General features: G+C 60.4%; 26 protein-coding genes. 6 read left to right on the forward strand and 20 right to left on the reverse strand.

Features of this window, described 5'->3' with window-relative positions; all coding sequences use genetic code 11:
* The first annotated feature begins 2 nt into the window (after positions 1-2).
* The 4 genes from ACR0AG_RS13520 (at position 3) to ACR0AG_RS13535 (ending at position 3,329) form a co-directional block, all read left to right on the forward strand.
* Positions 3-1,373, forward strand: coding sequence for a pyruvate dehydrogenase complex E1 component subunit beta (locus ACR0AG_RS13520; protein WP_480839685.1), 1,371 nt, complete (start codon positions 3-5; stop codon positions 1,371-1,373).
* Positions 1,373-1,633 carry a hypothetical protein gene (locus ACR0AG_RS13525; RefSeq protein ID WP_480839687.1) on the forward strand — a complete coding sequence of 87 codons (261 nt, stop codon included), beginning with the start codon at positions 1,373-1,375 and terminating at the stop codon, positions 1,631-1,633. The genes ACR0AG_RS13520 and ACR0AG_RS13525 overlap by 1 nt, the downstream gene beginning before the upstream one ends.
* Position 1,634: 1 nt before the next feature.
* Positions 1,635-2,936: a pyruvate dehydrogenase complex dihydrolipoamide acetyltransferase gene (locus ACR0AG_RS13530; RefSeq protein ID WP_480839689.1), complete on the forward strand. Its 1,302-nt coding sequence runs from the start codon at positions 1,635-1,637 to the stop codon at positions 2,934-2,936.
* A 123-nt stretch (positions 2,937-3,059) separates the two neighbouring features.
* Positions 3,060-3,329 carry a hypothetical protein gene (locus ACR0AG_RS13535; protein ID WP_480839691.1) on the forward strand — a complete coding sequence of 90 codons (270 nt, stop codon included), beginning with the start codon at positions 3,060-3,062 and terminating at the stop codon, positions 3,327-3,329.
* 15 nt (positions 3,330-3,344) lie between these two features.
* On the opposite strand, the gene cysE is transcribed toward ACR0AG_RS13535, so the two are convergent.
* Positions 3,345-4,154 carry a serine O-acetyltransferase gene (gene cysE / locus ACR0AG_RS13540; RefSeq protein WP_480839693.1) on the reverse strand — a complete coding sequence of 270 codons (810 nt, stop codon included), beginning with the start codon at positions 4,152-4,154 and terminating at the stop codon, positions 3,345-3,347.
* 86 nt (positions 4,155-4,240) lie between these two features.
* Here cysE and ACR0AG_RS13545 point away from each other — a divergent pair, with 86 nt between their 5' ends.
* Entirely contained in the window at positions 4,241-4,579 is a 339-nt protein-coding gene (locus tag ACR0AG_RS13545) for a TraR/DksA family transcriptional regulator (RefSeq protein WP_480839695.1), read from the forward strand.
* Here the strand turns inward: ACR0AG_RS13545 and ACR0AG_RS13550 are convergent.
* The 19 genes from ACR0AG_RS13550 to ACR0AG_RS13640 form a co-directional block, all read right to left on the reverse strand.
* Positions 4,571-4,855 carry a DUF7742 family protein gene (locus tag ACR0AG_RS13550; RefSeq protein ID WP_480839697.1) on the reverse strand — a complete coding sequence of 95 codons (285 nt, stop codon included), beginning with the start codon at positions 4,853-4,855 and terminating at the stop codon, positions 4,571-4,573. The genes ACR0AG_RS13545 and ACR0AG_RS13550 overlap by 9 nt on opposite strands.
* A 6-nt stretch (positions 4,856-4,861) precedes the next feature.
* Positions 4,862-8,830, reverse strand: coding sequence for a baseplate multidomain protein megatron (locus tag ACR0AG_RS13555; protein WP_480839699.1), 3,969 nt, complete (start codon positions 8,828-8,830; stop codon positions 4,862-4,864).
* Positions 8,830-9,267: a C40 family peptidase gene (locus tag ACR0AG_RS13560; protein ID WP_480839701.1), complete on the reverse strand. Its 438-nt coding sequence runs from the start codon at positions 9,265-9,267 to the stop codon at positions 8,830-8,832. Before ACR0AG_RS13560 ends, ACR0AG_RS13555 begins: the two co-directional genes overlap by 1 nt.
* Positions 9,264-10,151 carry a DUF2163 domain-containing protein gene (locus ACR0AG_RS13565; protein ID WP_480839703.1) on the reverse strand — a complete coding sequence of 296 codons (888 nt, stop codon included), beginning with the start codon at positions 10,149-10,151 and terminating at the stop codon, positions 9,264-9,266. The genes ACR0AG_RS13560 and ACR0AG_RS13565 overlap by 4 nt, the downstream gene beginning before the upstream one ends.
* Complete coding sequence (locus tag ACR0AG_RS13570; RefSeq protein WP_480839705.1) at positions 10,151-10,783, reverse strand: phage distal tail protein, Rcc01695 family; 633 nt, start codon at positions 10,781-10,783, stop codon at positions 10,151-10,153. Before ACR0AG_RS13570 ends, ACR0AG_RS13565 begins: the two co-directional genes overlap by 1 nt.
* Before the next feature lie 15 nt (positions 10,784-10,798).
* Positions 10,799-11,461 carry a phage tail tape measure protein gene (locus ACR0AG_RS13575; protein WP_480839707.1) on the reverse strand — a complete coding sequence of 221 codons (663 nt, stop codon included), beginning with the start codon at positions 11,459-11,461 and terminating at the stop codon, positions 10,799-10,801.
* Complete coding sequence (locus ACR0AG_RS13580; RefSeq protein WP_480839709.1) at positions 11,448-11,657, reverse strand: rcc01693 family protein; 210 nt, start codon at positions 11,655-11,657, stop codon at positions 11,448-11,450. The genes ACR0AG_RS13575 and ACR0AG_RS13580 overlap by 14 nt, the downstream gene beginning before the upstream one ends.
* The gene (locus ACR0AG_RS13585; RefSeq protein ID WP_480839711.1) at positions 11,654-11,974 is read right to left on the reverse strand and encodes a gene transfer agent family protein; all 321 of its coding nucleotides are present in this window, start codon (positions 11,972-11,974) and stop codon (positions 11,654-11,656) included. The genes ACR0AG_RS13580 and ACR0AG_RS13585 overlap by 4 nt, the downstream gene beginning before the upstream one ends.
* Positions 11,974-12,387: a phage major tail protein, TP901-1 family gene (locus tag ACR0AG_RS13590; RefSeq protein WP_480839713.1), complete on the reverse strand. Its 414-nt coding sequence runs from the start codon at positions 12,385-12,387 to the stop codon at positions 11,974-11,976. Before ACR0AG_RS13590 ends, ACR0AG_RS13585 begins: the two co-directional genes overlap by 1 nt.
* A gap of 20 nt (positions 12,388-12,407) precedes the next feature.
* The gene (locus tag ACR0AG_RS13595; RefSeq protein ID WP_480839715.1) at positions 12,408-12,821 is read right to left on the reverse strand and encodes a DUF3168 domain-containing protein; all 414 of its coding nucleotides are present in this window, start codon (positions 12,819-12,821) and stop codon (positions 12,408-12,410) included.
* Positions 12,818-13,156, reverse strand: a complete 339-nt coding sequence (locus tag ACR0AG_RS13600; RefSeq protein ID WP_480839717.1) for a phage head closure protein — start codon at positions 13,154-13,156, stop codon at positions 12,818-12,820. Before ACR0AG_RS13600 ends, ACR0AG_RS13595 begins: the two co-directional genes overlap by 4 nt.
* Positions 13,153-13,752: a head-tail connector protein gene (locus ACR0AG_RS13605; protein WP_480839719.1), complete on the reverse strand. Its 600-nt coding sequence runs from the start codon at positions 13,750-13,752 to the stop codon at positions 13,153-13,155. The genes ACR0AG_RS13600 and ACR0AG_RS13605 overlap by 4 nt, the downstream gene beginning before the upstream one ends.
* Positions 13,753-13,924: 172 nt before the next feature.
* Positions 13,925-15,103 carry a phage major capsid protein gene (locus ACR0AG_RS13610; protein ID WP_480839723.1) on the reverse strand — a complete coding sequence of 393 codons (1,179 nt, stop codon included), beginning with the start codon at positions 15,101-15,103 and terminating at the stop codon, positions 13,925-13,927.
* A 35-nt stretch (positions 15,104-15,138) separates the two neighbouring features.
* A complete protein-coding gene (locus ACR0AG_RS13615) occupies positions 15,139-15,684 on the reverse strand; it encodes an HK97 family phage prohead protease (protein WP_480839726.1) in 546 nt (181 codons plus the stop codon).
* 26 nt (positions 15,685-15,710) lie between these two features.
* Positions 15,711-15,929, reverse strand: a complete 219-nt coding sequence (locus ACR0AG_RS13620; protein WP_480839729.1) for a GTA head formation protein, RCAP_rcc01685 family — start codon at positions 15,927-15,929, stop codon at positions 15,711-15,713.
* The gene (locus tag ACR0AG_RS13625) at positions 15,922-17,082 is read right to left on the reverse strand and encodes a phage portal protein (protein ID WP_480839731.1); all 1,161 of its coding nucleotides are present in this window, start codon (positions 17,080-17,082) and stop codon (positions 15,922-15,924) included. The genes ACR0AG_RS13620 and ACR0AG_RS13625 overlap by 8 nt, the downstream gene beginning before the upstream one ends.
* Before the next feature lie 208 nt (positions 17,083-17,290).
* The gene (locus tag ACR0AG_RS13630; protein WP_480839733.1) at positions 17,291-17,866 is read right to left on the reverse strand and encodes a hypothetical protein; all 576 of its coding nucleotides are present in this window, start codon (positions 17,864-17,866) and stop codon (positions 17,291-17,293) included.
* A gap of 122 nt (positions 17,867-17,988) precedes the next feature.
* Positions 17,989-19,359, reverse strand: a complete 1,371-nt coding sequence (locus ACR0AG_RS13635; RefSeq protein ID WP_480839865.1) for a DNA-packaging protein — start codon at positions 19,357-19,359, stop codon at positions 17,989-17,991.
* A gap of 433 nt (positions 19,360-19,792) precedes the next feature.
* Complete coding sequence (locus ACR0AG_RS13640; RefSeq protein ID WP_480839735.1) at positions 19,793-19,972, reverse strand: hypothetical protein; 180 nt, start codon at positions 19,970-19,972, stop codon at positions 19,793-19,795.
* A gap of 132 nt (positions 19,973-20,104) precedes the next feature.
* Here ACR0AG_RS13640 and ACR0AG_RS13645 point away from each other — a divergent pair, with 132 nt between their 5' ends.
* On the forward strand, positions 20,105-20,347 hold the full coding sequence (locus ACR0AG_RS13645; RefSeq protein ID WP_480839737.1) for a hypothetical protein: 243 nt from the start codon (positions 20,105-20,107) through the stop codon (positions 20,345-20,347).
* Positions 20,348-20,540 lie beyond the last annotated feature (193 nt).

Here is a 20,540-nt window from a genome sequence, read left to right on the forward strand (position 1 = left end):
ACATGGCAACCGAAATTCTCATGCCCGCCCTTTCGCCCACGATGGAAGAGGGCACACTGGCCAAATGGCTGGTCAAGGAAGGCGATACCGTATCCTCGGGCGACATCATGGCCGAGATCGAAACCGACAAGGCGACGATGGAGTTTGAGGCCGTCGATGAAGGCATCGTTGGCAAAATCCTGATCGCCGAAGGTACCGAAGGGGTCAAAGTAAACACCCCCATCGCTGTGCTGGTCGAGGAAGGCGAAGACGCCTCCGCCCTGCCCGCGGCTGCGCCCGCAGCCGCAGCGGTGACCGAAGCCGCCCCAGCGGCGGTTGAGGCCACCGCTCCTGCCGCTGCACCGGCGGCCCCGGTCGTTGATCTGTCGCCTGACTGGCCAGCAGATGCCGAGATGAAATCGGAAACCGTCCGCGAAGCCCTGCGCGACGCGATGGCCGAAGAAATGCGCGGCGACGGAGATGTCTACCTGATGGGCGAAGAAGTCGCCGAGTATCAGGGTGCCTACAAAATCAGCCAGGGCCTGCTGGACGAATTCGGCCCTAAACGCGTGATCGACACGCCGATCACTGAACATGGTTTTGCCGGTATCGCCGTGGGGTCTGCTTTTGGCGGTCTGAAACCCATCGTCGAGTTCATGACCTTCAATTTCGCCATGCAGGCGATTGACCAGATCATCAACTCTGCCGCCAAGACCCTTTATATGTCCGGCGGTCAGATGGGTTGCCCCATCGTGTTCCGTGGCCCTAACGGTGCCGCCGCCCGCGTGGCCGCGCAGCACAGCCAGGACTACGCCGCATGGTACATGCAGATCCCCGGCCTGAAAGTCGTGATGCCCTATTCGGCCGCTGACGCCAAAGGCCTGCTGAAATCGGCGATCCGCGATCCGAACCCCGTGGTCTTTCTTGAAAACGAAATCCTCTACGGACGTTCGTTTGATGTACCGCAAGTGGATGACCTGACCATCCCACTGGGTAAGGCCCGCATCTGGCGCGAAGGCTCGGATGTGACCATCGTCAGCTTTGGCATCGGCATGCAATACGCCCTGGAAGCCGCCGACAAACTGGCCGAAGACGGCATCAGCGCCGAGATTATCGACCTGCGCACCATCCGCCCGATGGACACCGGTGCGATTATCAACTCGGTGATGAAAACCAACCGTCTGGTCACTGTCGAAGAAGGCTGGCCGCAAGGCTCGGTCGGCAGCTACATCAGCTCGGTGGTGATGCAGGAAGCGTTCGACTATCTCGACGCCCCGGTCATCAACTGCACCGGCAAGGATGTCCCGATGCCTTATGCCGCGAACCTGGAAAAGCTGGCCCTGATTACCACCGATGAGGTGATCGCGGCGGTGAAACAGGTGACCTACCGGTAATGGAGATCAGGGGCCGCGATCCAGCAACCGAATGCTACCGCGTCGAGATCGACCTCGACAATCGCACAGTTCGGGCGCTTGTGCCCGAGCGGCTGGCGGCGGATATGCGGTTGATCGGCGCGCGGCCCTCGCATCAGACAGCCTATGTCTGGATGGCTGAAAACAAAGAGAAAATCGAAGCCGCGATTGCGACACTCGCGCGTGGCACCGGGCGCCCCAAGGCGCCTTTTGACCAAATTACTTTGATTGAGGAGCGCTGAGATGCCCACCGAAATCCTGATGCCCGCCCTGTCCCCAACGATGGAGGAAGGCACTCTTGCAAAATGGCTCGTGAAAGAGGGCGACACCGTCTCCTCCGGTGATCTTCTGGCCGAGATCGAAACCGACAAAGCCACGATGGAATTCGAGGCCGTCGACGAAGGTACGATCGGCAAGATCCTGATTGCCGAAGGCACCGAAGGCGTGAAAGTGAACACCGCCATTGCCGTTCTGCTGGAAGATGGCGAAAGCGCCGATGATATCTCGGCAGCGCCTGCCAAGGCCCCTGAGGCGGCACCAGCCGCCGCGGGCAACGAGGCTGCCGCGCCCGCGGCATCCGAGGCGCCCGCCTCCGCCCCTGCGGCCCCGGTCAAAGCGGATGGCGGTCGTATCTTTGCCTCACCTCTAGCCCGCCGCATTGCAGCGCAGAAAGGCCTCGATCTGGCACAAATCGCGGGTTCAGGCCCTCATGGCCGCATCGTCAAAGCGGATGTCGAAGGCGCAACTGCCACAGCACCCGCGCCTGCCCCCGCCACAGCGCCCGCCGCGTCGGCCCCTGCCGCAGCACCAGCCGGCCCGTCCGCCGACATGGTTGCCCGGATGTACGAGGGTCGCGCATACGAAGAGATCCAGCTCGACGGCATGCGCAAAACCATCGCGGCACGTCTCTCCGAGGCAAAACAGACCATCCCGCATTTCTATCTCCGCCGGGATATCAAATTGGACGCGTTGCTCAAATTCCGCAGCCAGTTGAACAAGCAGCTGGAAGACCGGGGCGTCAAGCTCAGCGTCAACGACTTCATCATCAAGGCTGTCGCCAACGCGCTGCAACAGGTTCCGGCCTGCAACGCGGTTTGGGCCGGTGATCGCGTGCTGCAACTGAAACCTTCCGATGTGGCCGTCGCGGTCGCCATCGAAGGCGGGTTGTTCACGCCCGTCCTGCAAGACGCTGATACCAAATCGCTTTCGGCACTGTCGACCGAGATGAAAGACCTTGCGGGCCGTGCGCGCGAGCGCAAGCTGGTCCCGCATGAATACCAGGGCGGCACCTTTGCGGTGTCGAACCTTGGCATGTTCGGCATCGACAATTTCGATGCCATCGTGAACCCGCCCCATGCCGGTATTCTGGCTGTGGGCACCGGTGTGAAGAAACCGGTTGTCGGCGATGACGGAGAGCTGACGGTCGCAACCGTCATGTCCGTCACCATGTCAGTCGATCACCGGGTTATTGACGGCGCACTTGGGGCCGAACTTCTCAAGGCAATTGTCGATAACCTTGAAAACCCGATGGTCATGCTGGCCTGATCCACTGTAAGTCTCAGCCTCGCCACCCCGGAGGGGCTGACAGTATCAGAGGTTTTTGTGAACCGGCGTGACCGGTCCTGCCGTTGTCTTGCCGTCAAGACCACACCACCTTGGATGCACAAGATGCCCTTTGCTGACCGGTGCGCCATGTCCCACAAGAACTCTACAACCCTGCCGATTTTGCTGATCACGGTTCTGGCGATTGCAATCCCAGCCAGCCTTTCCGCCAAACCCAACGGCTATCCGGGTGAACATTCCGCATTCGAACCGATTGACCCCGCCGAAGCCGCCAAACGCAAAGCGGACCGGGAAAAACGCAAAGAATTGCGCAAGCAAAGGCGGGAAGAGCGCAAGAAAAAGCGGCTGAACAAAACGCTCAACCGCTCGAATTAATCTGCCAAGATCGAATTACTGGTCTTTGCCCAGCATGTGATCCATAGAGATCGACGGCTGATCGCAGCCCGCTTCGCCCACGATTTTGGCCGGAATGCCCGCTACGGTCTTGCACGGTGGAACCTCCTGCAACACCACAGACCCGGCAGCGATCCGGCTGCAATGGCCCACTTCGATATTGCCAAGAACCTTGGCCCCAGCCCCGATCAGAACACCGTTGCCGATCGTGGGATGGCGCTGCTCTTCTTCCTTTCCGGTACCGCCCAGCGTAACCGAATGCAGCATCGAGACATTGTCGCCCACCGTCGCTGTTTCACCAATGACGATGGAATGCGCATGGTCGATCATGATACCCTTGCCGATCTTGGCGGCGGGGTGGATATCGATCCCGAAAATCTCTGAGGACCGCATCTGGAAGAAATAGGCCAGATCATGCCGACCCTTGCGCCACAGCCAATGGGCCACGCGATAGGCTTGCATCGCCTGATACCCTTTGAAGTACAGAATTGGCTGCAGCAGACGGTGGCAGGCCGGATCACGCTCGTACACGGCCATCAGATCGGCACGTGCCGCCTCGACCAATGCGCGGTCATCGGCATAAGCCTCATCCACGATCTCGCGCAGAACCATCATCGACATCTCGTTCGAACACAGCTTGGCTGCAATCCGGTAAGACAGGGCACGCTCAAGGCTGCGGTGATGCAGGATACACGCATGCACCAACCCGCCCATCAGAGGCTCGTTTTCAACAGCGGCATGTGCTTCGACGGTGATACGGTCCCAGACCGGATCGACGTTGGTAATCTGGCTGCGCTTTTCGAACATGGCTTTTGATCCTTTGCTTAGCCTAGAATAGCCACTTAGGACCAAAAATGCCAAACGCAAACCCCTGATGTGTAAAACAACAAAAAATGAACAAAGCTGACCTGCTGGATTTCGAGGAACAAATTCGCGCCCGGTTGGACGAACTGGCGCAGATCTCTGACGCAGGGCAAGAGGCGCAGTCCATCGTCACGCTGGACCAGCAGGCGGTTGGCCGCCTCAGCCGAATGGATGCGTTGCAGAACCAGGCGATGGCCAAGGCACAGCAAGCCCGTCGCGATCTTGAAACCCAGCGCCTGAAAGCCGCGTTGCGACGCATCGCCGAGGAGGAATACGGCTATTGCGAAGATTGTGGCGAGCCGATTCCACGCGGACGACTAAAGCTGGATCTGGCCGCCAGTAAATGTGTGTCCTGCGCGTCAGGCTGAATCTCTTCGGATGAGACAGCGCAGGACAAGTTCGAAACACTGGCAGTAGCTCCGGTCATCAAAGCTGGGTTCATCCGCCAACTTACGCCCCCGCGCCACCGCCATGAGCGACCCGTTTCCGTATAAAGGATGCAACCTGCCGGTTTCATTGACATGTTGCTGGGCCGTTTCGGCCTCACCAATCATGCGAATACACAGGGCTTTGCGGCTGCCCCGCGGCGCGGCCAACAAAGCCCGTGCCGCCGAACTGACATCGCCATGTAAAATCGGGCGCATAGCGGCTTAGCCCACGGCCAACCAGGCAGAGGCACCGGGCCCATAGGTCGCCGAAACCTGCGCGACCTCGACAGTGTATGAACCCGACAGGCCATCTGCCGATTGCAACGCAGAGGTATAGACCCACACTGGCGCGCCTATGATCTCTTCCCGCAAAACGCTGCCGCCGGCGTGTACGCGCACCAGATAAGTTTCCGTTTCTTCACCCAAAGGCACTTCGAGCCCGCTCCAATCGTCACCGTCCAGCCGTGTGCGCCGGATCCAGCTGAGCTTGTCCCCACTGGCAGAGCGCGATGATGTCAGATGGACCGGCGCATAGGGGCGCAGGCCGTTACCCTGAAAAGTCTCGACCAGATGGGTATAGGCCGGGTCGTCATACCCCCGGGAAGACGGGCCAATCCGGTAATGTTTGCTGATGCCGCGTTCCCCGCGCAACAGGTCCATCTGCTGAACCCGCTCGTCCAGCAACACAAACACCGACCCTTCGGGCCACGTTTCGGGCATGAGCGCATCTGTCCCCAACTGCCCGCGCAATCGACCTGTAAGGGTGTAGATCCCCTGCTCCGTCAATTCGGCTTGGGCGAATTGGAAAACCTCCCAGGTTCCGGACGTTCCATCCCCTATCGCCGCCAGGTTTGCGCCGTTCAACAGGGCCGATCGCGGGCGCGATTCCAGCGCACCTTCGATCAGGTTCACACGCAGGCCTTCGCCTTCGTCCCACAGACCTACACTCGCCCGCCGCAAGGGTGACTCGGTAAATCCGACGGTCGCCTGATCCGAGAGAATTTGGCTCAGCGCATAATTCTCGTCCTGTGCCGCAGAATAGACTGCAACATTCCCCGGCCATGGATCAGCAGACACCGCGATGTGCGGTGCATGCGGCGCCTCCGCCCCGGTGATCAGTGGCAGGTCAAGAAACATCGGCAGCACAGGTGTTGGTGCCACAAAGGGTTTTTCCGCAACGGGGTCATCCTCGACATCCAGCGGCGCATAAACTCCGGGTTCGATTTTGACCGCATCTGCCAGCTGAAGCTCGGCCTGTTCCAGCCGATCAATGCGAAACAGCGCGGTTTGTTCCTGATCCTCACCGGCCAGCCTGACCACATCCCCAGCACCGATATGAGCCATCGATGGCGGCAGCGCAAATCGGGCCGACTCGCGCGAAACGCGCGCCTCGCTAAGCCACCGTTCGACCGTCTGTCGCCCCTCGGCCCGTGTCATGGACAGCGGCATTTCGTTGACCGCAACGGCATGGGTTTTGTCGTCGGGCAGGATCGCCTCCTCGGCGATCAGATCGTGATCGGCATCCGACTGGACAAAGCGCAGGCGGACCCGACCCGTCATCTCGGCCTCGGCCTCGCGGCGATATTCGACCGAACCCTCCACGTCCGAACTCAGCGCGACCTGCTCAGGGTCAATGTCCTGAACCTGCCGACCGTCGCGGGTGCGAAACACCAGCAGGCCGTCCCGTTCAATCGCGTCAAACCCATAGCGCAGCATCAGCGGCTGCAGGGCCTGCCGGGCCGACATCACGTCCTCGATGGTGTATCCGCGCACAACGCCATAGAGCTCGGAGACATCGATGTCGCTCACACCAGCCGCGCGGCAAATCTCGGTCACCACAGAGGCCAGAGTGCGCGACCCCGACCGGCCATTCAGCCAGTGCCCCCGGGCATAATTGGCACCGTCGCTCCACTGCGAGCGCAGGTTCGGAAAGGTTGGGTACGGGCGTGCATCCCATGCCCAGACATAGGCGTTCGACATGTCCAGCATCCGACCGCCATATACATCCGACCGCGGATTGTTTTCTGGCGCGTTCCAATATCCCAGCATCGCTTTCAGATACTGCACCTGCATGAAATCGTCCCGCTGCCCGTTGGAATATCTGGGCAACCGTGATTCCGAGGATTTCGGATCAAGGAACTTGTTGGGTTGGTTGGTGCCCTTGTCGATGGCGGCACAGCCAAGTTCGGTGAACCAGATCGGTTTCGATCGGGGCACCCAAGCCGTCGCGTTGGCTTGGCGGACACCTCCGATGCGTTCGTGATGACGGTTCGACCACCAACCGCGTATGTCCTTATAGCGCCAGACCCAGGGCTCATTGTGGTCTTCATCGGTGATGGGTGTTCGGATCTGGGCCTCCGCTTCTTCGGGTGAGGCGTAGTACCAGTCAAATCCTTCGCCACCTTCGATATTGCTGCGCAGATAATCGAGGTCATAGATCGAACCGGTGCCAGCTTGCGCATCCACGTGGTCATCCCCGTCGCGCCAATCGGACAGCGGCATATAGTTGTCGATACCAACAAAATCGATATTGCCATCGGCCCAAAGCGGGTCGAGATGGAAATACCGATCGCCGCTGCCATCGTTGGGCTGATACCCGAAATACTCGCTCCAGTCGGCGGCATAACCGATCTTGGTACCCGAACCGACAATTTTGCGCACCTCTGCTGCAAGGGTCCTCAGCCGCGCGACTGCAGGAAAGCCAGACGCGCCACGGATCTGAGTCAACGCCCGCATTTCAGAACTGATACAGAACGAGGCCACGCCCCCCGCCGCTTTGCAAAGGGCCGCGTAATGCAGGATAAAGCGGTTCAATCCCCATTCGTTTGGGCCATCATATGTTACTTTGCCATTCTTGACCCTGAAATCCGACGCGCGCGCCTGACCGAAGAACGCAGCGACCTGCGCATCCGCAGCCGAGGTTCCGTCAACCGACCCCGGGCGCCCGGGCGCCTCGTTCAGCGTGATCCGTCCCCGCCACGGCAAATGAGGCTGGGACCCTGCGTCTGACCACGGATCAGGCAGGGTGTTGCCCTGCATCTGCTCCATCAAAATGAACGGGTAGAACATGACGTCCCGGTCATATTTCTTCAGCTGTTGAATTGCCTCGATGACCGACTCGTCCGCTGGCGTTCCGCCATAAATCGGACGTCCATTCAGACGGCGGACAAGACCTGCGTCTTCACGCTCAAGGTCAGAGACGATCCAGGGCATCTTTTCGCCATCGGCATTCCGGCGTTCGACCTTCGGGCGGATTTGACAGCTTCCACAACGCAGATCATCACCAAACCATGACACAATCAGCGAGGCAGCTTTGCAGACCGGCAATTCGCGCCGCAACGCGCGGTACGAGGTGACAAAGTCGGATTTCCCGAACTTGGAATGCGCATTTGCCGCCCAGGTGCGGCCTCTTCCTTTGGTATAGTTAACCTGCGACTTGGCCAGCGTATATTCGCCCGTTCCCGGCATCAGTGCGACGCCCTTGATGGTCCGCGACAACGCCTCGGCATAATCCGGGGTGCCCGACTGTTCCTGGCGTACGACCTCGAATGAAAACTGCGGCACCCGGTTACCAAACGCGCCCAGCGCAAGGTTTTCGATGACCACATAGGCCGTGCCGCGATAGGCCGGAACCTTGCCTGTCCCCTCAATCGCTTCGATCAACGGGTCCGGCAACTGCGAGCTAGTGCCGTAGTAAACACGCATATCCAACGTGGAATAGTCGATCTCTTGCCCGTCCGCCCAGACCCGGGTGACATCCGAGATACGGCCAGCACCCACAGCGATGGCCAGCGACACCGAATAGCTGTAGGTCTTTGTTTTCGTTGTGACCTCGGTTGAACGTGACGTGCCCTTGCCGCCGCCCGTTGACTGGGTCGACGTGGTTGTCTTTCGCTTTTCCAGAAAGTCGGACGCCCAGATCACCTGCCCGCCAACCCGCATCCGGCCAAAGACCGTGGCCACCGGCGCGCCCTCGCCCGCATCAGTCAGACGGAAGCGGTCCATGCGCCCGGTTTCGACAACTTCGCTGCCTGATCCCATCACCGATTGGCCCATGAGGCGTTGGTCAATCACCCGTCCCAGGGTTGCCCCAACCGCCCGCCCGATCACTGCGGTCGACAAACCGGCAACGGTGCCACCAATGGATCCACCGATCGCGGCCCCGGCTGCGGAGAGTAAGATAGTAGCCATTACAGGTCCTCCCGCGGGAACTCAAAACAGGCGACAATGCGACGCCGCCAGGGATCGCTTAGCGCGTTTTCAACAACGCCATGTCCCGAATAGGCATGGATGAAACGCGGGACCGGTGCTGTTTCGCTGAGGATCCCAAGGTGTTTGGCAACGCCTTCGTCGCGCATTCGAAACAGCAGAACATCCCCGACCGATAGGTCCACCACAGGCTTTTCCCGCAGGTGGCGCCGCGCGGCATTCCACATCCGCTCTTCGCCCTGCGGTTCGGACCAATCCATGCTGTATACCGGAACATCCTCAGGCTCGTGCCCCATGCACGCCCGCCAAACGCCGCGCAACAGTCCCAGACAATCTGCACCCGCGCCGCAGACCGAGGCCTGATGCAAATAGGGCGTGCCCAGCCAGCGGCGGGCTTCTTCAACGATATCAGGTCTCACCGCCTGCTTCCCCCTTTGTTTCGGTTGCTCTTCTTGGGCACAGCCATGACCCAGTCTTCGCCGGGTAAATCGGGGAACCCTTGAAAGTTGATCAGGTTGTTGAACTTCAGACGGCAGGTGGTCATACGCTTGTCGCAACCAGCAGTCAGCCGCACCGTATCGCCGACCGACAATCCGCCGCCGATCCCGGACCAAAGCGTGACATGGCGACCATTCTGGGTGCGTTGATCCTGCTTGACCGCCCCCCACAGCCCGGCAGCCGAGCCGGTCTGCACGTCAAGGCGGCCCCGCTCAAACCAGGCATTGCTGATCGAATTGCCGCCCCGCAGTTGAAGATTGGCCCCGTTCTCAACCCCGGCTATTTCGGCCTCAAGCCAAAACCCCGGCGCGTTCGTGTTGAACCGGCAGGTCTTGTCGCCCAACACAGCGGTGCAAGGCTTCTGATAAACCCGTCCCACAGGTCGGTTCAGCAGATCGGTCAGCCCCCTCAGTTCGGCGTGAAAGGCCCCCCCAGCCCGCCGCAGCTCACCGATTGAGCCGCGAAACTGCAAGGCGCGCTCATCCGGATTGGTCCAATTGACCATCCAGGCCCGCACCTCGGCCCCATCAAACCGGCCCGCTTCGATATCGTCCTCGCGCACCGCAGCATCCGAGATCGCACCCATGGCCTCGGAGTTATCGATCGACAGGCCAGTGGCCTGCTCGATGGCTGCGGCGGTCAGGCCGGTGCTGGCCTTGAACACGATCCCGTCGAAGGAAAGCTCCAGATCGTGATCCGTGAAGCCATAGATCTGCCCATCTGTCCGTGTGATGGCCCAACAGCGGCAAGTTGTGGTCATGCCGCTTTTCAGATGGGTCAACAGCCCCTGTTTGCCACCGCTCATCAGACACGCACCTCGACAATCGGAACATTGGGTGCATCACCTGCCTGAAAGCTGGCCACGCTGGTCTGAACGCTGTCAGTATCAAAGCGAACCGGCACGTCAAACTCGAACCCCGCCGTGATTTCCACCAGTTCTGCGGGTGCGACGGCAAAAGTGATCTTGCCCGAGGTCAGCTCGACCTCGAAATCCACATCTTCGCGCATCTCGTCCTGATCAAGCTCGATCCGGACCGTGCCAAGCACGGGTTTGACGATGGGCCGGACATAGCTGAACCCACCCGAGCTGTAAGTTTTGATCAATTGAAACTCGGTTGTTGTCCCGTCCCCGCGCCCGATCACCTGATCGCGCGCGCCCACTTCTGCTGTGGCGGGCCCCGATTTGAAATCCGACCAATCCTTCCATCGGAAGCCGAACATCTGCCCCTGACGCGCCTCAAAGAACGAAATCAGCGTCTCGATATCATCCAAAGATCGCATCCCCAGCCCGGCATCATAGCGTCTGCGCGAATGCGCCCAGGGTGTGTTGCGTTCCTCGAATCCGTTGGCCAGCGTGACGATATCCGTGCGCCGCTCTGGACCGCCGACCGAGCCAAAGCTCAGGTTGGCGGGAAATCTAACCTCGTGGAAATTCATCACCTGCTCCCTGATTTACCTGTTGCGATTGCCGCGGCCCAAAGCGCGGCTCATCTGTGCTGCTATCTGTCCCTGAGACCGGCGGAACCCCTGCACGTCGGGCGTTGTGATGTTCATCACCACGCTGACACCGCGCCCACCGCCTTGGGTGCGCACACCCAGCTTGCCGTCCGGTCCGCGAGCCAGCGGCATGATCGCCTCGGGGCCCGCTTCGCCCATCAATCCGGTGCCACCGCGCATGGGAAACATGGTTGGGCCACTGACCACACCGCCATTGGCAAAGGGCATCACCCGGCCCTGGCTGAAACTGCCACCATCGGCAAAGGGCAAAACCCCCTGCACCAGATTTCCAACACCGTTTGCCAGCATGCCCCCAAAGTGATCCGTGACCGGTTTGATCGCTGCCGAGTAGGCCGTCTGGATCATCGAGTTCTTCAGCACGTCCAACGCATCCGACAGGTTCATCCCGTCCAGAACCACACCATCAAATGCCTTGCGCAACCCGCTGGACATGCCCCGTTCAAGCGTAGCCACGTCTTTACCCACCTCATCAAAGGCGGCGCTGATCCGTTTCATCTGACCGTCAAAGGCTGCGGCCATGGACGCGGCATCACCCAGGGCATCGCCCAGCGCCTCGCCTCTTTCCTGAAGGTCGTCAAATCCGTCACGATCCGTCATCACGCTCTCCTTGTTCCTTGTCCGGGTAGGCCGCCAAAAGGGCGTCCAACCCCGCCCGGTTCATCGCGGGCAAGCCCGCACCCTGCCCCAACATCAGCCGCAACTCGGCGGGCGTCAGGTGCCAGAACTGGTCCGGTGTCAGACGCAAACCCAGCAATCCGGCGCGTATGAGCACGGGCCAGTCAAAGCCACTCATGTTGCGTCCGGCACCATGAAGGCGCGCGCCAACAGTTCTGCTGCGGCCTTCGCCCCGGCCATGGGACCGCCTGCGATTTCAGCGTGAAGCAGGTCGGCGCGGTCGACATCTGCCCCACCGCCGCGCAACCCCGCCACGATCAACGACAGCACATCACTGCTGGAATAAGCCCCGCCTTCAAAACGCTGCACCAGTTCCACCAAGGACCCCGCGCCCAATTGTTGCTCTAGTTCCGCCAGAGCGCCCAATGTCAGCTTAAGCACTCGCTGCTCTCCATCGATGGTCAGCGCCACCTCGCCCGTCCACGGATTGGCCATCAGAGCGCCGTAAAGCTCAACGCACCGGCGCTTGCCATGCTCATCTCATAAGTCGCCTCGCCATTGTGCGAGCCTGCATATTCGATGCTGCTGACCTGAAACGGGCCTTCAACAATGCCAAAGTCCGGGATGATCACCTGAAAAGCTGGCGTCTCACCGTCAAAGAAAAGCTGACGCGCGCGTTCATCTGTGCCAGCGTCCTTGAATACGCCCGACCCCGAGATCGCCGCTGATTTGACACCCGCGCCGGACAGCAGCTCGCGCCACCCCCCCTGACTTTCCAAACTGGTGACATCCACGCTTTCCGCGTTGAAACTGATCCGCGTGGCGCGCAGCCCTGCGATGGTTTCAAACAGGCCTGTACCGTTCATATCCACTTTGACCAACAGGTCCTTGCCGTTTTGTGCAGCCATCTGCTCTCTCCAATGTTTGATTATTCGTCTTCCACGCGGGCGCGGAATCTCAGGTCGATCTGCCGGATCGCACCACCGGTGCCCGTGCGCCGGGCCCGGGCGCGTTCGAACCACAGCCCCACAAGGTGGCCCCGATCCAGGGCCAGCGCTGCGCCCTCAAGCGCGTCACAAACCGCGCCGGCCAGAGTCTTGGCCGCGCCAAATCCTGCGGCCTCGGATACCACCGAGACCGTGAAACGATGCACGGCCCCGGCGCCGGTCCGGTCAGACGCTTCGCGCACTTCTTCCGGTCCAAGCGTGACGTAGGTTTGCGGAACGGTCCCCGAAGGCACCGCGTCGTAGATCGCGCCACTTGAAAGCGCGCTGACCTGCGCGTCGCCGACCAATTGCTGAAACACCGCCGCCTGCAACGCGGCTGATACGCCGTAACTCATGCCGCCACCTCTTCATCTGCAAAACAGGTCAGGTATTGGCCACGCGGATCCCGTTCGGCCACAGCGCGGATAACAAAGCGGCGCGCGCCTTCGCGAAACCGCTGATCCGGCGCAGGCCGCATGGACGACCCCTCGGGCGCGCCACGGACCACGATGCGGTACCCCACGCGCGAGACGGCTACGCCTGCGATCTGCCGTTCAGACCCGCTGCGCGCGGTCACTTCGGCCCACAGCGTGCCCATGGCGACCCAGGTCTGGGTGTAACCACCCGCCCCGTCTGCACTGCGGACCGGGGCTTCCAGCACCAGCTTTCGGTTCAGCCTCGGGGCACTCATTGCGTCACCCCTGCGCCAAAGCGAACAGTGCGATAGCGTTGGATCAGGCTAGTCACGCCAAAGGGCATACATCCCGCACCCAACGCGGTCTCATCGCGGTATTCGTAGTAATGCGCCGCCAACAACAGCACCGCCTGCCCCAGATCAGCGGGCAACCCGCCCCAATCGGCGGCCATCCCCGCGGTAAAGGTGATCTTCACGGATCCGCCGGTCTTGATCACTGGCAGGTTGCCCCCCACAGGGCGCAACCGGGGGCGCTGGCCGTCACGCTCCAACCGATAGGTGGCTGCGTCAACTGTGGTTTCTACCCCCGCAGTATCCGTTACCGTGACAGCGGCAATTGTCACAACCGGTGCCACGGGCAAAACCTCGCCCGATGTGTTCCGCCAACCGTTCACGCTCCACGAAAACACCCGTTCGATCAGAACCTTACCTGTCCGCGCCTCGATCGCCGCGATGGACGCGCGCAAAAAGCTCTTGAGCACCTCGTCCTGCACATTGTCTTCGGCAAAGCCTGTGCCCAGCCTCAGATGCGCCTTGAACTGATCCACCGGCAGCGCCGCATCCGCGATGGCGGTTTCTTCGATCAACATCATCCATGCACTCCGCAATCTCGGACCCCTCCGGGGCCTCAAATTCAGGAAAATGACGGGCACGCGCCGCCCCACGTTGCTCGGACGGAGGGGAGCAGCTAGACAACGCGGGGGATCTCACCCCGGCCCGTACCCGCCGCCCGAGGGGCCTGAAGCCCCCCGGATCCGTCACCGCTTAGGCGGTGCCGAATTTCACCAGCTTGATCGCAGCAAAATCGCTCACGTCGCCGCCGACACGCTTGGTCGCATAGAACAGAACATGCGGCTTGGCACTGAACGGGTCGCGCAGCACGCGCAGATCGGGACGCTCGGCAATGGTGTAACCGGCCTGGAAATCACCAAACGCAATCGAGTAGCTGTCGGTCGCCGCATCCGGCATGTCCTCGGCAATCAGCACCGGATAACCCATCAGACGCGCAGGCTCACCCGCGGCCAGACCGTCGGACCACAAGAAGCGACCATCGCTGTCCTTCAGCTTGCGGATCAGCCCCGCGGTTTTCGAGTTCATCACAAAGGTGCCGTTGACCCGGTACTGCGCGCCCAGTGCATAGACCACATCAACAATCGCATCCGCGTCGACACCGCCATCAATACCAGAGGCGACATAGCCCAGGCTGTCCCAGCCCCAGCTGCCATTCTCCATCGCCCGGTGCGTCAGGATACCCTTGGGCTTGTCGACACCATCACCATTGATAAACGCCGCCGCCTCGGCGCGCGCGAACTTGTCGGCAATACGACCGGCCAGCCAACCCTCGACATCAAACGCGCTGTCGTCCAGCAGTCGCTGCGATGCCTTGGGCAGCGCGCTCAGCTCGTGCAGCGGGATCGAGATACGGTCAATCGACGGCGTACCGGTTTCCGCCGTGGCCGCGTTTTCATCCGCCCAGCCAGCACCCACATCTGTGTGGTCGATCAACACGTCAAACGAGTTCGCCTCGACATTCACCACCGACGCAATCGAACGGATCGAGGCGGTCGAATTCAGAACCGACTTGATCGTCTCGGCGGTCTGCGGATCGACCAGATAACCGCCGTCGCTGTTCACCGCCGAAGACAGAGATTTCGACTCCATCTCCAGCCCGCGCAGCCCGTCATCTTCGCCCGAACGCACATAAGCGTCAAAGGCCTTCTGATGCGGGGCACCGTCTTCGATTGAGGCCGCAAGATGCGGGCGCGCCGCGATGGTTGATTTACGATCCAGCATGGTCAGTCGCTCTTCTGTCTGTTGCAGTTGGGTTTTAACTTCAGCCTTGAGGCCCTTGAATTCATTCACGAAGCCAGCCATCGCCTGCTTCACCTCCTGAACCAGGGGCGCACCCTCTCCGGTCAAGGCCGGGGTCTCGGTCTTGCTCATCAGCATGTCCTGTTCTGAGTGGGTTTTGAGGCGCGTTAGCTCCGCGCCAGCTCCTGCCGTGCATCGTTGAACGCCTCGGCAATACTGCGCCAGGTGTCTTTGGCATCAGGCTCACAGCCCTTTGCCGCCACCCGCGCACTGGGCAGCATCGGGAAGGTCACCAAAGACACCTCCCACAGCTCCAGTTCCGTCAGGACCCGTTGGCCCTTGTCATTCTTCACGGCCCGCTTGGTGCGATAACCAATCGACAGGCCATCCATTGCACCCGCCCGGATCAGCTCAGCCGCCTCACGGCCCTTTTGTGTGCTCTCAAGAAGACGCCCCTTGACCCACAGGCCCCGGTCGTCCTCGCGCACTTCTTCCCAGACACCAATCGGCTGCGCAGGATCGTGGTGCCACAGCATCTTGACCCGCTGACCAGCGGCGTTCAGCGCCTCAAGCGAGCTTTGATACGCCCCGCGCTGCACAACATCGCTGCCCTGATCGACCTGCCCAAACAGGCTGGCATAACCTTCAATCAGAGCGTCTTCGGACACCGAAAGCCCGTCTCCGAACCGCGCGAACTTGTGTTCCAAATCCATGAACACCTCCTCGTAAACTTCTGAATTTAAGGCGTTACTGTCAGAAACGATTGAAACACCTGGGCCAGGATTACTGCCGCCACGCCATAGACCGTCAGCCACAATCGTTTCTCCAACCGTTCCATCATCTCTTCGATCTGATCCAGCCGCCGACACAGATGTGCATGCTGGATCTCGGCTACCCGCTCATGCGCGGCCAGACGCAGGCCCGGCGCACACTCGAACGGAGGATACCCGTCAGACATCCGCACGCTCCGGCAGCCCCAGCAACGCGCGCTTCTCGGCATCGGTCAGGAAATCGGCCCCATTGACCCGCGCCCACTGCGCATCGCGTTCCGCCGACAGCGCAGGCACCTGATCCAGATCAGGCTTCAGCACCAGGTCCTCGCCGGTAAAGCCCACCAACCATTCGGACACCGCCGCCGCCACCCGCGTCACCAGGGGCAGAACGGTCAGGCGATAAAACGCCCGGTTGGCCTCCTGATAGTTCGAATAGGTCGCGTCGCCTTGGATCCCCAGCAGCATCGGCGGGACTCCAAAGGCCAGCGCGATCTCGCGGGCGGCGGCTTCCTTGGTCTTTTGAAACTCCATATCGGACGGAGAGAACCCCATCGGCTTCCATTCCAGCCCCCCTTCCAGAACCATCGGCCGGCCTGCATTGCGCGCCCCGCGATAGTTCTGCTCGATCTCATCGGACAGGCGCCGGAATTGATCCTCGGCCATTACTCCATGGCCATCGCCCTTCCACACCAGCGCCCCCGAGGGCCGCGCCGCGTTATCCAACAGCGATTTCGACCACCGCGACGCGCTGTTATGCACATCAATCGCCATCGCCGCCGCCTGCATGGGCGAGAACCCATAATGGTCGTCCTGAGGGTGGAAGGACTTGATATGGCAGATACTTTCCGCAGCAAACCGGTGCTTCTTGCCACCCACCGCGTAGTCATACGCCTTGGGCCAGCCATCCGCACCCGGAACAACGCTCATCCGGTCGGATCGCAACACATGCAGCTCAACCGGCAGGCTCTCATCGGCCTGCACCGCCTCAACGTAAGCATTGCCCGATAGCAGCAACTGTCCGAACAGCGCCTCCATCAACTCCGCCCGTCCCTGAGCCGCATTCGGACGGCGCATCAACGACAGGATCGGATGTGTCTCATACCGCTGCGCCTGATCCTGCAACACCAAGGGCAACGCCGCCGCCGCCTCGGCAATCAGCTTGACCGAGCGAAACCCCACCGGGTTCCCCGAAAACCCCGTCCGCGTCAGCGATACCGCATCCCTGGGGCTCCACGCCACGCGCCCGCCTGTCTGCCACGCCACCACAGGCCCCGCCGCGCTCGCCTTCGCCTCGGGCGCTGCCTCAGCCGATCTACGACGCAAGAAATCGAATACCATCTGTGCTCCTTTCTGCCGCCGCTCTGCCCGGCTTGTTGAAAGGAGTTATGACGGAAAGAAGTTTAAGCCTTGGGAACGGGGCGTACGGGGGTTGGGCAACGGGAATTTGTTTTCTGAACAATCTTTCAACATCCCGAAAACTACCAATCCTATACTATTGATCCTTGGCCGCACCACTCCGCAGAAGCCCCAAGTAACAGAAAGCCGACTATAGCTGTTTGTGATCTATGTACTTATCAATAGCGTTTAGTATTTCAAATTCGACAAACGACTTTCCACTAGTTGTGGGTTTGAACATCCAAAAAACTTTATCCTCTTTCCGAATGTAAATAGAATAAAAAATCATCCCAATCATACTCAGTATCAAGCCGTTATTCCCAAACACCAAAAGAGGTAAAGCAAACACTAGGAAAATCGCGAACCAGTCTTCACCACTTTTTTCCAAACGCTCTCGCGTAATTACTTTTAAGCGGATCAGCTCATTAAACGACTTATCGTCAATAGAGGCAGTATGTTTACCCTTAACTAAAAAGTCTTTGACTACCTCACCATCGAGTTTTCCTAAACTATCCCATATTTCCTTTTTTGTTATTCTTTGCTCTGAGTCAGCGGCGAATTTTGTGATCTTTGGCCAATGGGCTTTCCAATCTAGGTTTTCGTATGCCAGCCGGTTGCTCTCGGAGATACAGTCGTTTTGCTTTGGAATAACAGAATCTCGAAGGCGGTTACCCAAGGCTTCCGAAGATGGACCGAGAAGTCCTTTAATTATCTCGCCTATAGCCATGGTTGATCTAGCTTCTAACCTTGTAGTAAAAATCGCTCTTTAAATTGGTCTTCTATTATCGCACAATCTGACTTTTTTGACAACGAAGTGAGATGTTAGTCAGCATTGGTTGGCTGGCACTATCACAAACTCCGCACCCTCGGCCTTTTAAACACCCCAGCAGGCCCAACGACCAACTCATGCAAAGCCCAGACTAACGCATCCACTCGATCCGGTGAGCCCTGCCCCTCGAACCCGCGCGCGGTCATTTGGCACATCTGCTCCTCCAGCGCGTCCAGACCCGCCACGTGACGCACCCGCCCCTGCTCGTACAAGGCCGCCACAGGCTCGGCCCGCGCGACCTTTCCGCGTGACGCCCGCACCGCCCGATAAGGGACCAGAGGGTCCACCTGCCGCACGACTTCTTCCACCAGTTGCCCGCCCTGATTGACCTCGGCCACCAGCCGCTCGGCCCCGAATTCGTCCATCGCGTCAATCGCCGCCTGCGCCCAGCCCGCCGGGCCCACGCCCTGCACCGTCCGGTCGGCCAGCACATAGGCGCGCCACGCCTCGGGCGGCCCCTGTAGCTGAGCGCCCACAACCACGATCCCGCAAGCATCCGCATCCGCCCCCGCCGTCACCGCCGGGTCCAACGCCACCACGATGCGATTCAACGCAGGCACCTGTGTACTCCGCGCCGCCTCTAGCATCGAGCCCGTCCACAGCGCCCCCTCGGCATCCGACAACAGCACCCCGTCCAACTCCTGCCGCCCCAGCCGCGTGCCCGCGTACCGCGCGCGCACCTCATCCAGAAACGAATCCGCCAGATTGGCCCGGTTCGCCTCGGTCGGCGCATGGGTCTGCACGGTGGACGGGGACGCCAGCAAATCCTTCAAAACCTTCACATTGCGCGGCGTGGTCGTCACACAGACCCGGGGCCGCTCCCCCAACCGCAGCGCAAACTGCAACATATCCCAGGTCTCGCCCGCCTTTTTCCACTTGGCCAGCTCATCCACCCAGGCCGCATCGAACTGCGGCCCACGCAGCCCCTCGGGATCATGCGCCGAAAACGCCTGCGCCTCGGCCCCGTTGGGCCAGACCAGCTTGCGCTCGGATGCCTTCCACACAGGTCGACGATCCAGCGGTGAGCATTGCAATATCCCGCTGTCGCCAAAAATCATCACGTCGCGCACCTGATCAAAGGTCTCACCGACCAGTGCTACCCGGCAGGCCTCACCGCGATCCAAAGGCAATGATCCTTCAACCATTGACCGCACCCATTCGGCCCCGGCCCGCGTCTTCCCTGCGCCGCGCCCCCCCATGATCACCCATGACCGCCAGTCCCCTTCGGGCGGCAATTGATGTGGCAGCGCCCAGAACTCGAACAGGAAAGGGAGGGCGCACAGCCCTCCCTCCCCGATCTCACTCAGAAATCTGTCCTGCACCGCAACAGGTGCGGAGGCGAGCCAACCTGCACCCGACCTCAAACCGAGCGCGCTCAAGGTCGAGCGCATACCCCCCTTGGGCAATTCCGGCTTGTCTGTGATGTTGTTCGACAAAGCTTGTCTCCACTTTCTGGCAAGTTCGGATCAGCCCCTCTAACTGCCCGAGTTGCTTGGCTGAACCAGCAAGATCTGCATCCTCCCCGGTCCCGATCTGTTCGCGCAGGTCTTCCGCCGCTTTCCGCAGATCGTGAATGGATCTCTCAAGCGACTGCAGTAAGTCAGCCGTCCGGGAAATCCGCTCTTCCGGGGTAATCAAAGTCATGTGTGCCTGTGACCTCATGCGTGAGTTTTCTCCGCACGAGAGAAACGAAAAACGACCGCCGGGCTTCCCCGGGGCCGTTGCCCACCTCTTCTAGCATGACATAACTTATACGTGATTAAGGTCGCAAAGTCAATGAGTTACGCAACACGGGCGCAACAGGCACCGAACGCAGGGTTAAGATCAACCGCCTGATAAATCCTGCGCCAGCATCATCGCGTTCCGATCCAGGTCATAGAATGTGGCGGTGCTGACCATCCCCTCAATCGTTTCTGTCGGACCATCAAAAGCCAACCCGGCGGCTTCCAAAGCCTCGCGCGCCGAGGCGATATCGACCGCCTCATAACCGGGACGCAATTGCATGGCGACGGCTCGATCTGTTCGCCCAACCCCCGGGTGACCCCTGCCACATTGGAGCACATCTCGCTCCACCCGGCCTCATCAATGTGGTGCAGCAGTTCGAAGCCCAGCATATCACGATACCAATCCGCACTGGTGTGGCGGCCCCGGACCGAAATCGCAAATGTGATCGTATTCTCCGGTGAAACGAGCAGCATCGACCGGGCCATCTCCTCCTCGCTGCACCAGCTCGAAGATCGCGACTGGATCAAGCGCGAAATCGAGACGTCAGTTCGGATGCCTTTCCTGACCTATCGCGCCATCCACACCGATTTAGCGATCCATCAGGCGGCTGGCCTGACCCACTCCGAGCCTTCGTCCGGGAAACTACAGGCTTGACTTTCACCCGTTGAACCCGCATCTGCCACTCAAACAGCGCTGCTGCGTGAGCATCCAGGCCATCCTAGGCCCACAGCGCCCAATTCACCCATAGTTCCCCATCACGCAGGGTTCTTGACGCGATGACCGGAAGATGCAGGAGCCGCCTGCTCGTCCTGAGGTTTCGCACAACCCCTGCCGGTCGCGGATGCGG

The sequence above is a fragment of the Ruegeria sp. H6 genome (genome assembly GCF_056532975.1).

Coding starts and splice junctions, on each gene's coding strand:
- ACR0AG_RS13580 (WP_480839709.1), bottom strand. CDS start 11,657: ATGAGTGGCTTTGACTGGCCCGTGCTCATACGCGCCGGATTGCTGGGT.
- cysE (WP_480839693.1), bottom strand. CDS start 4,154: ATGTTCGAAAAGCGCAGCCAGATTACCAACGTCGATCCGGTCTGGGAC.
- ACR0AG_RS13570 (WP_480839705.1), bottom strand. CDS start 10,783: ATGAATTTCCACGAGGTTAGATTTCCCGCCAACCTGAGCTTTGGCTCG.
- ACR0AG_RS13565 (WP_480839703.1), bottom strand. CDS start 10,151: ATGAGCGGTGGCAAACAGGGGCTGTTGACCCATCTGAAAAGCGGCATG.
- ACR0AG_RS13575 (WP_480839707.1), bottom strand. CDS start 11,461: ATGACGGATCGTGACGGATTTGACGACCTTCAGGAAAGAGGCGAGGCG.
- ACR0AG_RS13605 (WP_480839719.1), bottom strand. CDS start 13,752: ATGATGTTGATCGAAGAAACCGCCATCGCGGATGCGGCGCTGCCGGTG.
- ACR0AG_RS13590 (WP_480839713.1), bottom strand. CDS start 12,387: ATGGCTGCACAAAACGGCAAGGACCTGTTGGTCAAAGTGGATATGAAC.
- ACR0AG_RS13525 (WP_480839687.1), top strand. CDS start 1,373: ATGGAGATCAGGGGCCGCGATCCAGCAACCGAATGCTACCGCGTCGAG.
- ACR0AG_RS13530 (WP_480839689.1), top strand. CDS start 1,635: ATGCCCACCGAAATCCTGATGCCCGCCCTGTCCCCAACGATGGAGGAA.
- ACR0AG_RS13520 (WP_480839685.1), top strand. CDS start 3: ATGGCAACCGAAATTCTCATGCCCGCCCTTTCGCCCACGATGGAAGAG.
- ACR0AG_RS13610 (WP_480839723.1), bottom strand. CDS start 15,103: ATGAGCAAGACCGAGACCCCGGCCTTGACCGGAGAGGGTGCGCCCCTG.
- ACR0AG_RS13630 (WP_480839733.1), bottom strand. CDS start 17,866: ATGGCTATAGGCGAGATAATTAAAGGACTTCTCGGTCCATCTTCGGAA.
- ACR0AG_RS13640 (WP_480839735.1), bottom strand. CDS start 19,972: ATGCAATTGCGTCCCGGTTATGAGGCGGTCGATATCGCCTCGGCGCGC.
- ACR0AG_RS13600 (WP_480839717.1), bottom strand. CDS start 13,156: ATGAGTGCCCCGAGGCTGAACCGAAAGCTGGTGCTGGAAGCCCCGGTC.
- ACR0AG_RS13635 (WP_480839865.1), bottom strand. CDS start 19,359: ATGCGCTCGACCTTGAGCGCGCTCGGTTTGAGGTCGGGTGCAGGTTGG.
- ACR0AG_RS13620 (WP_480839729.1), bottom strand. CDS start 15,929: ATGTCTGACGGGTATCCTCCGTTCGAGTGTGCGCCGGGCCTGCGTCTG.
- ACR0AG_RS13535 (WP_480839691.1), top strand. CDS start 3,060: ATGCCCTTTGCTGACCGGTGCGCCATGTCCCACAAGAACTCTACAACC.
- ACR0AG_RS13555 (WP_480839699.1), bottom strand. CDS start 8,830: ATGGCTACTATCTTACTCTCCGCAGCCGGGGCCGCGATCGGTGGATCC.
- ACR0AG_RS13625 (WP_480839731.1), bottom strand. CDS start 17,082: ATGGTATTCGATTTCTTGCGTCGTAGATCGGCTGAGGCAGCGCCCGAG.
- ACR0AG_RS13550 (WP_480839697.1), bottom strand. CDS start 4,855: ATGCGCCCGATTTTACATGGCGATGTCAGTTCGGCGGCACGGGCTTTG.
- ACR0AG_RS13595 (WP_480839715.1), bottom strand. CDS start 12,821: ATGAGTTACGGCGTATCAGCCGCGTTGCAGGCGGCGGTGTTTCAGCAA.
- ACR0AG_RS13615 (WP_480839726.1), bottom strand. CDS start 15,684: ATGGATTTGGAACACAAGTTCGCGCGGTTCGGAGACGGGCTTTCGGTG.
- ACR0AG_RS13545 (WP_480839695.1), top strand. CDS start 4,241: ATGAACAAAGCTGACCTGCTGGATTTCGAGGAACAAATTCGCGCCCGG.
- ACR0AG_RS13585 (WP_480839711.1), bottom strand. CDS start 11,974: ATGGCCAATCCGTGGACGGGCGAGGTGGCGCTGACCATCGATGGAGAG.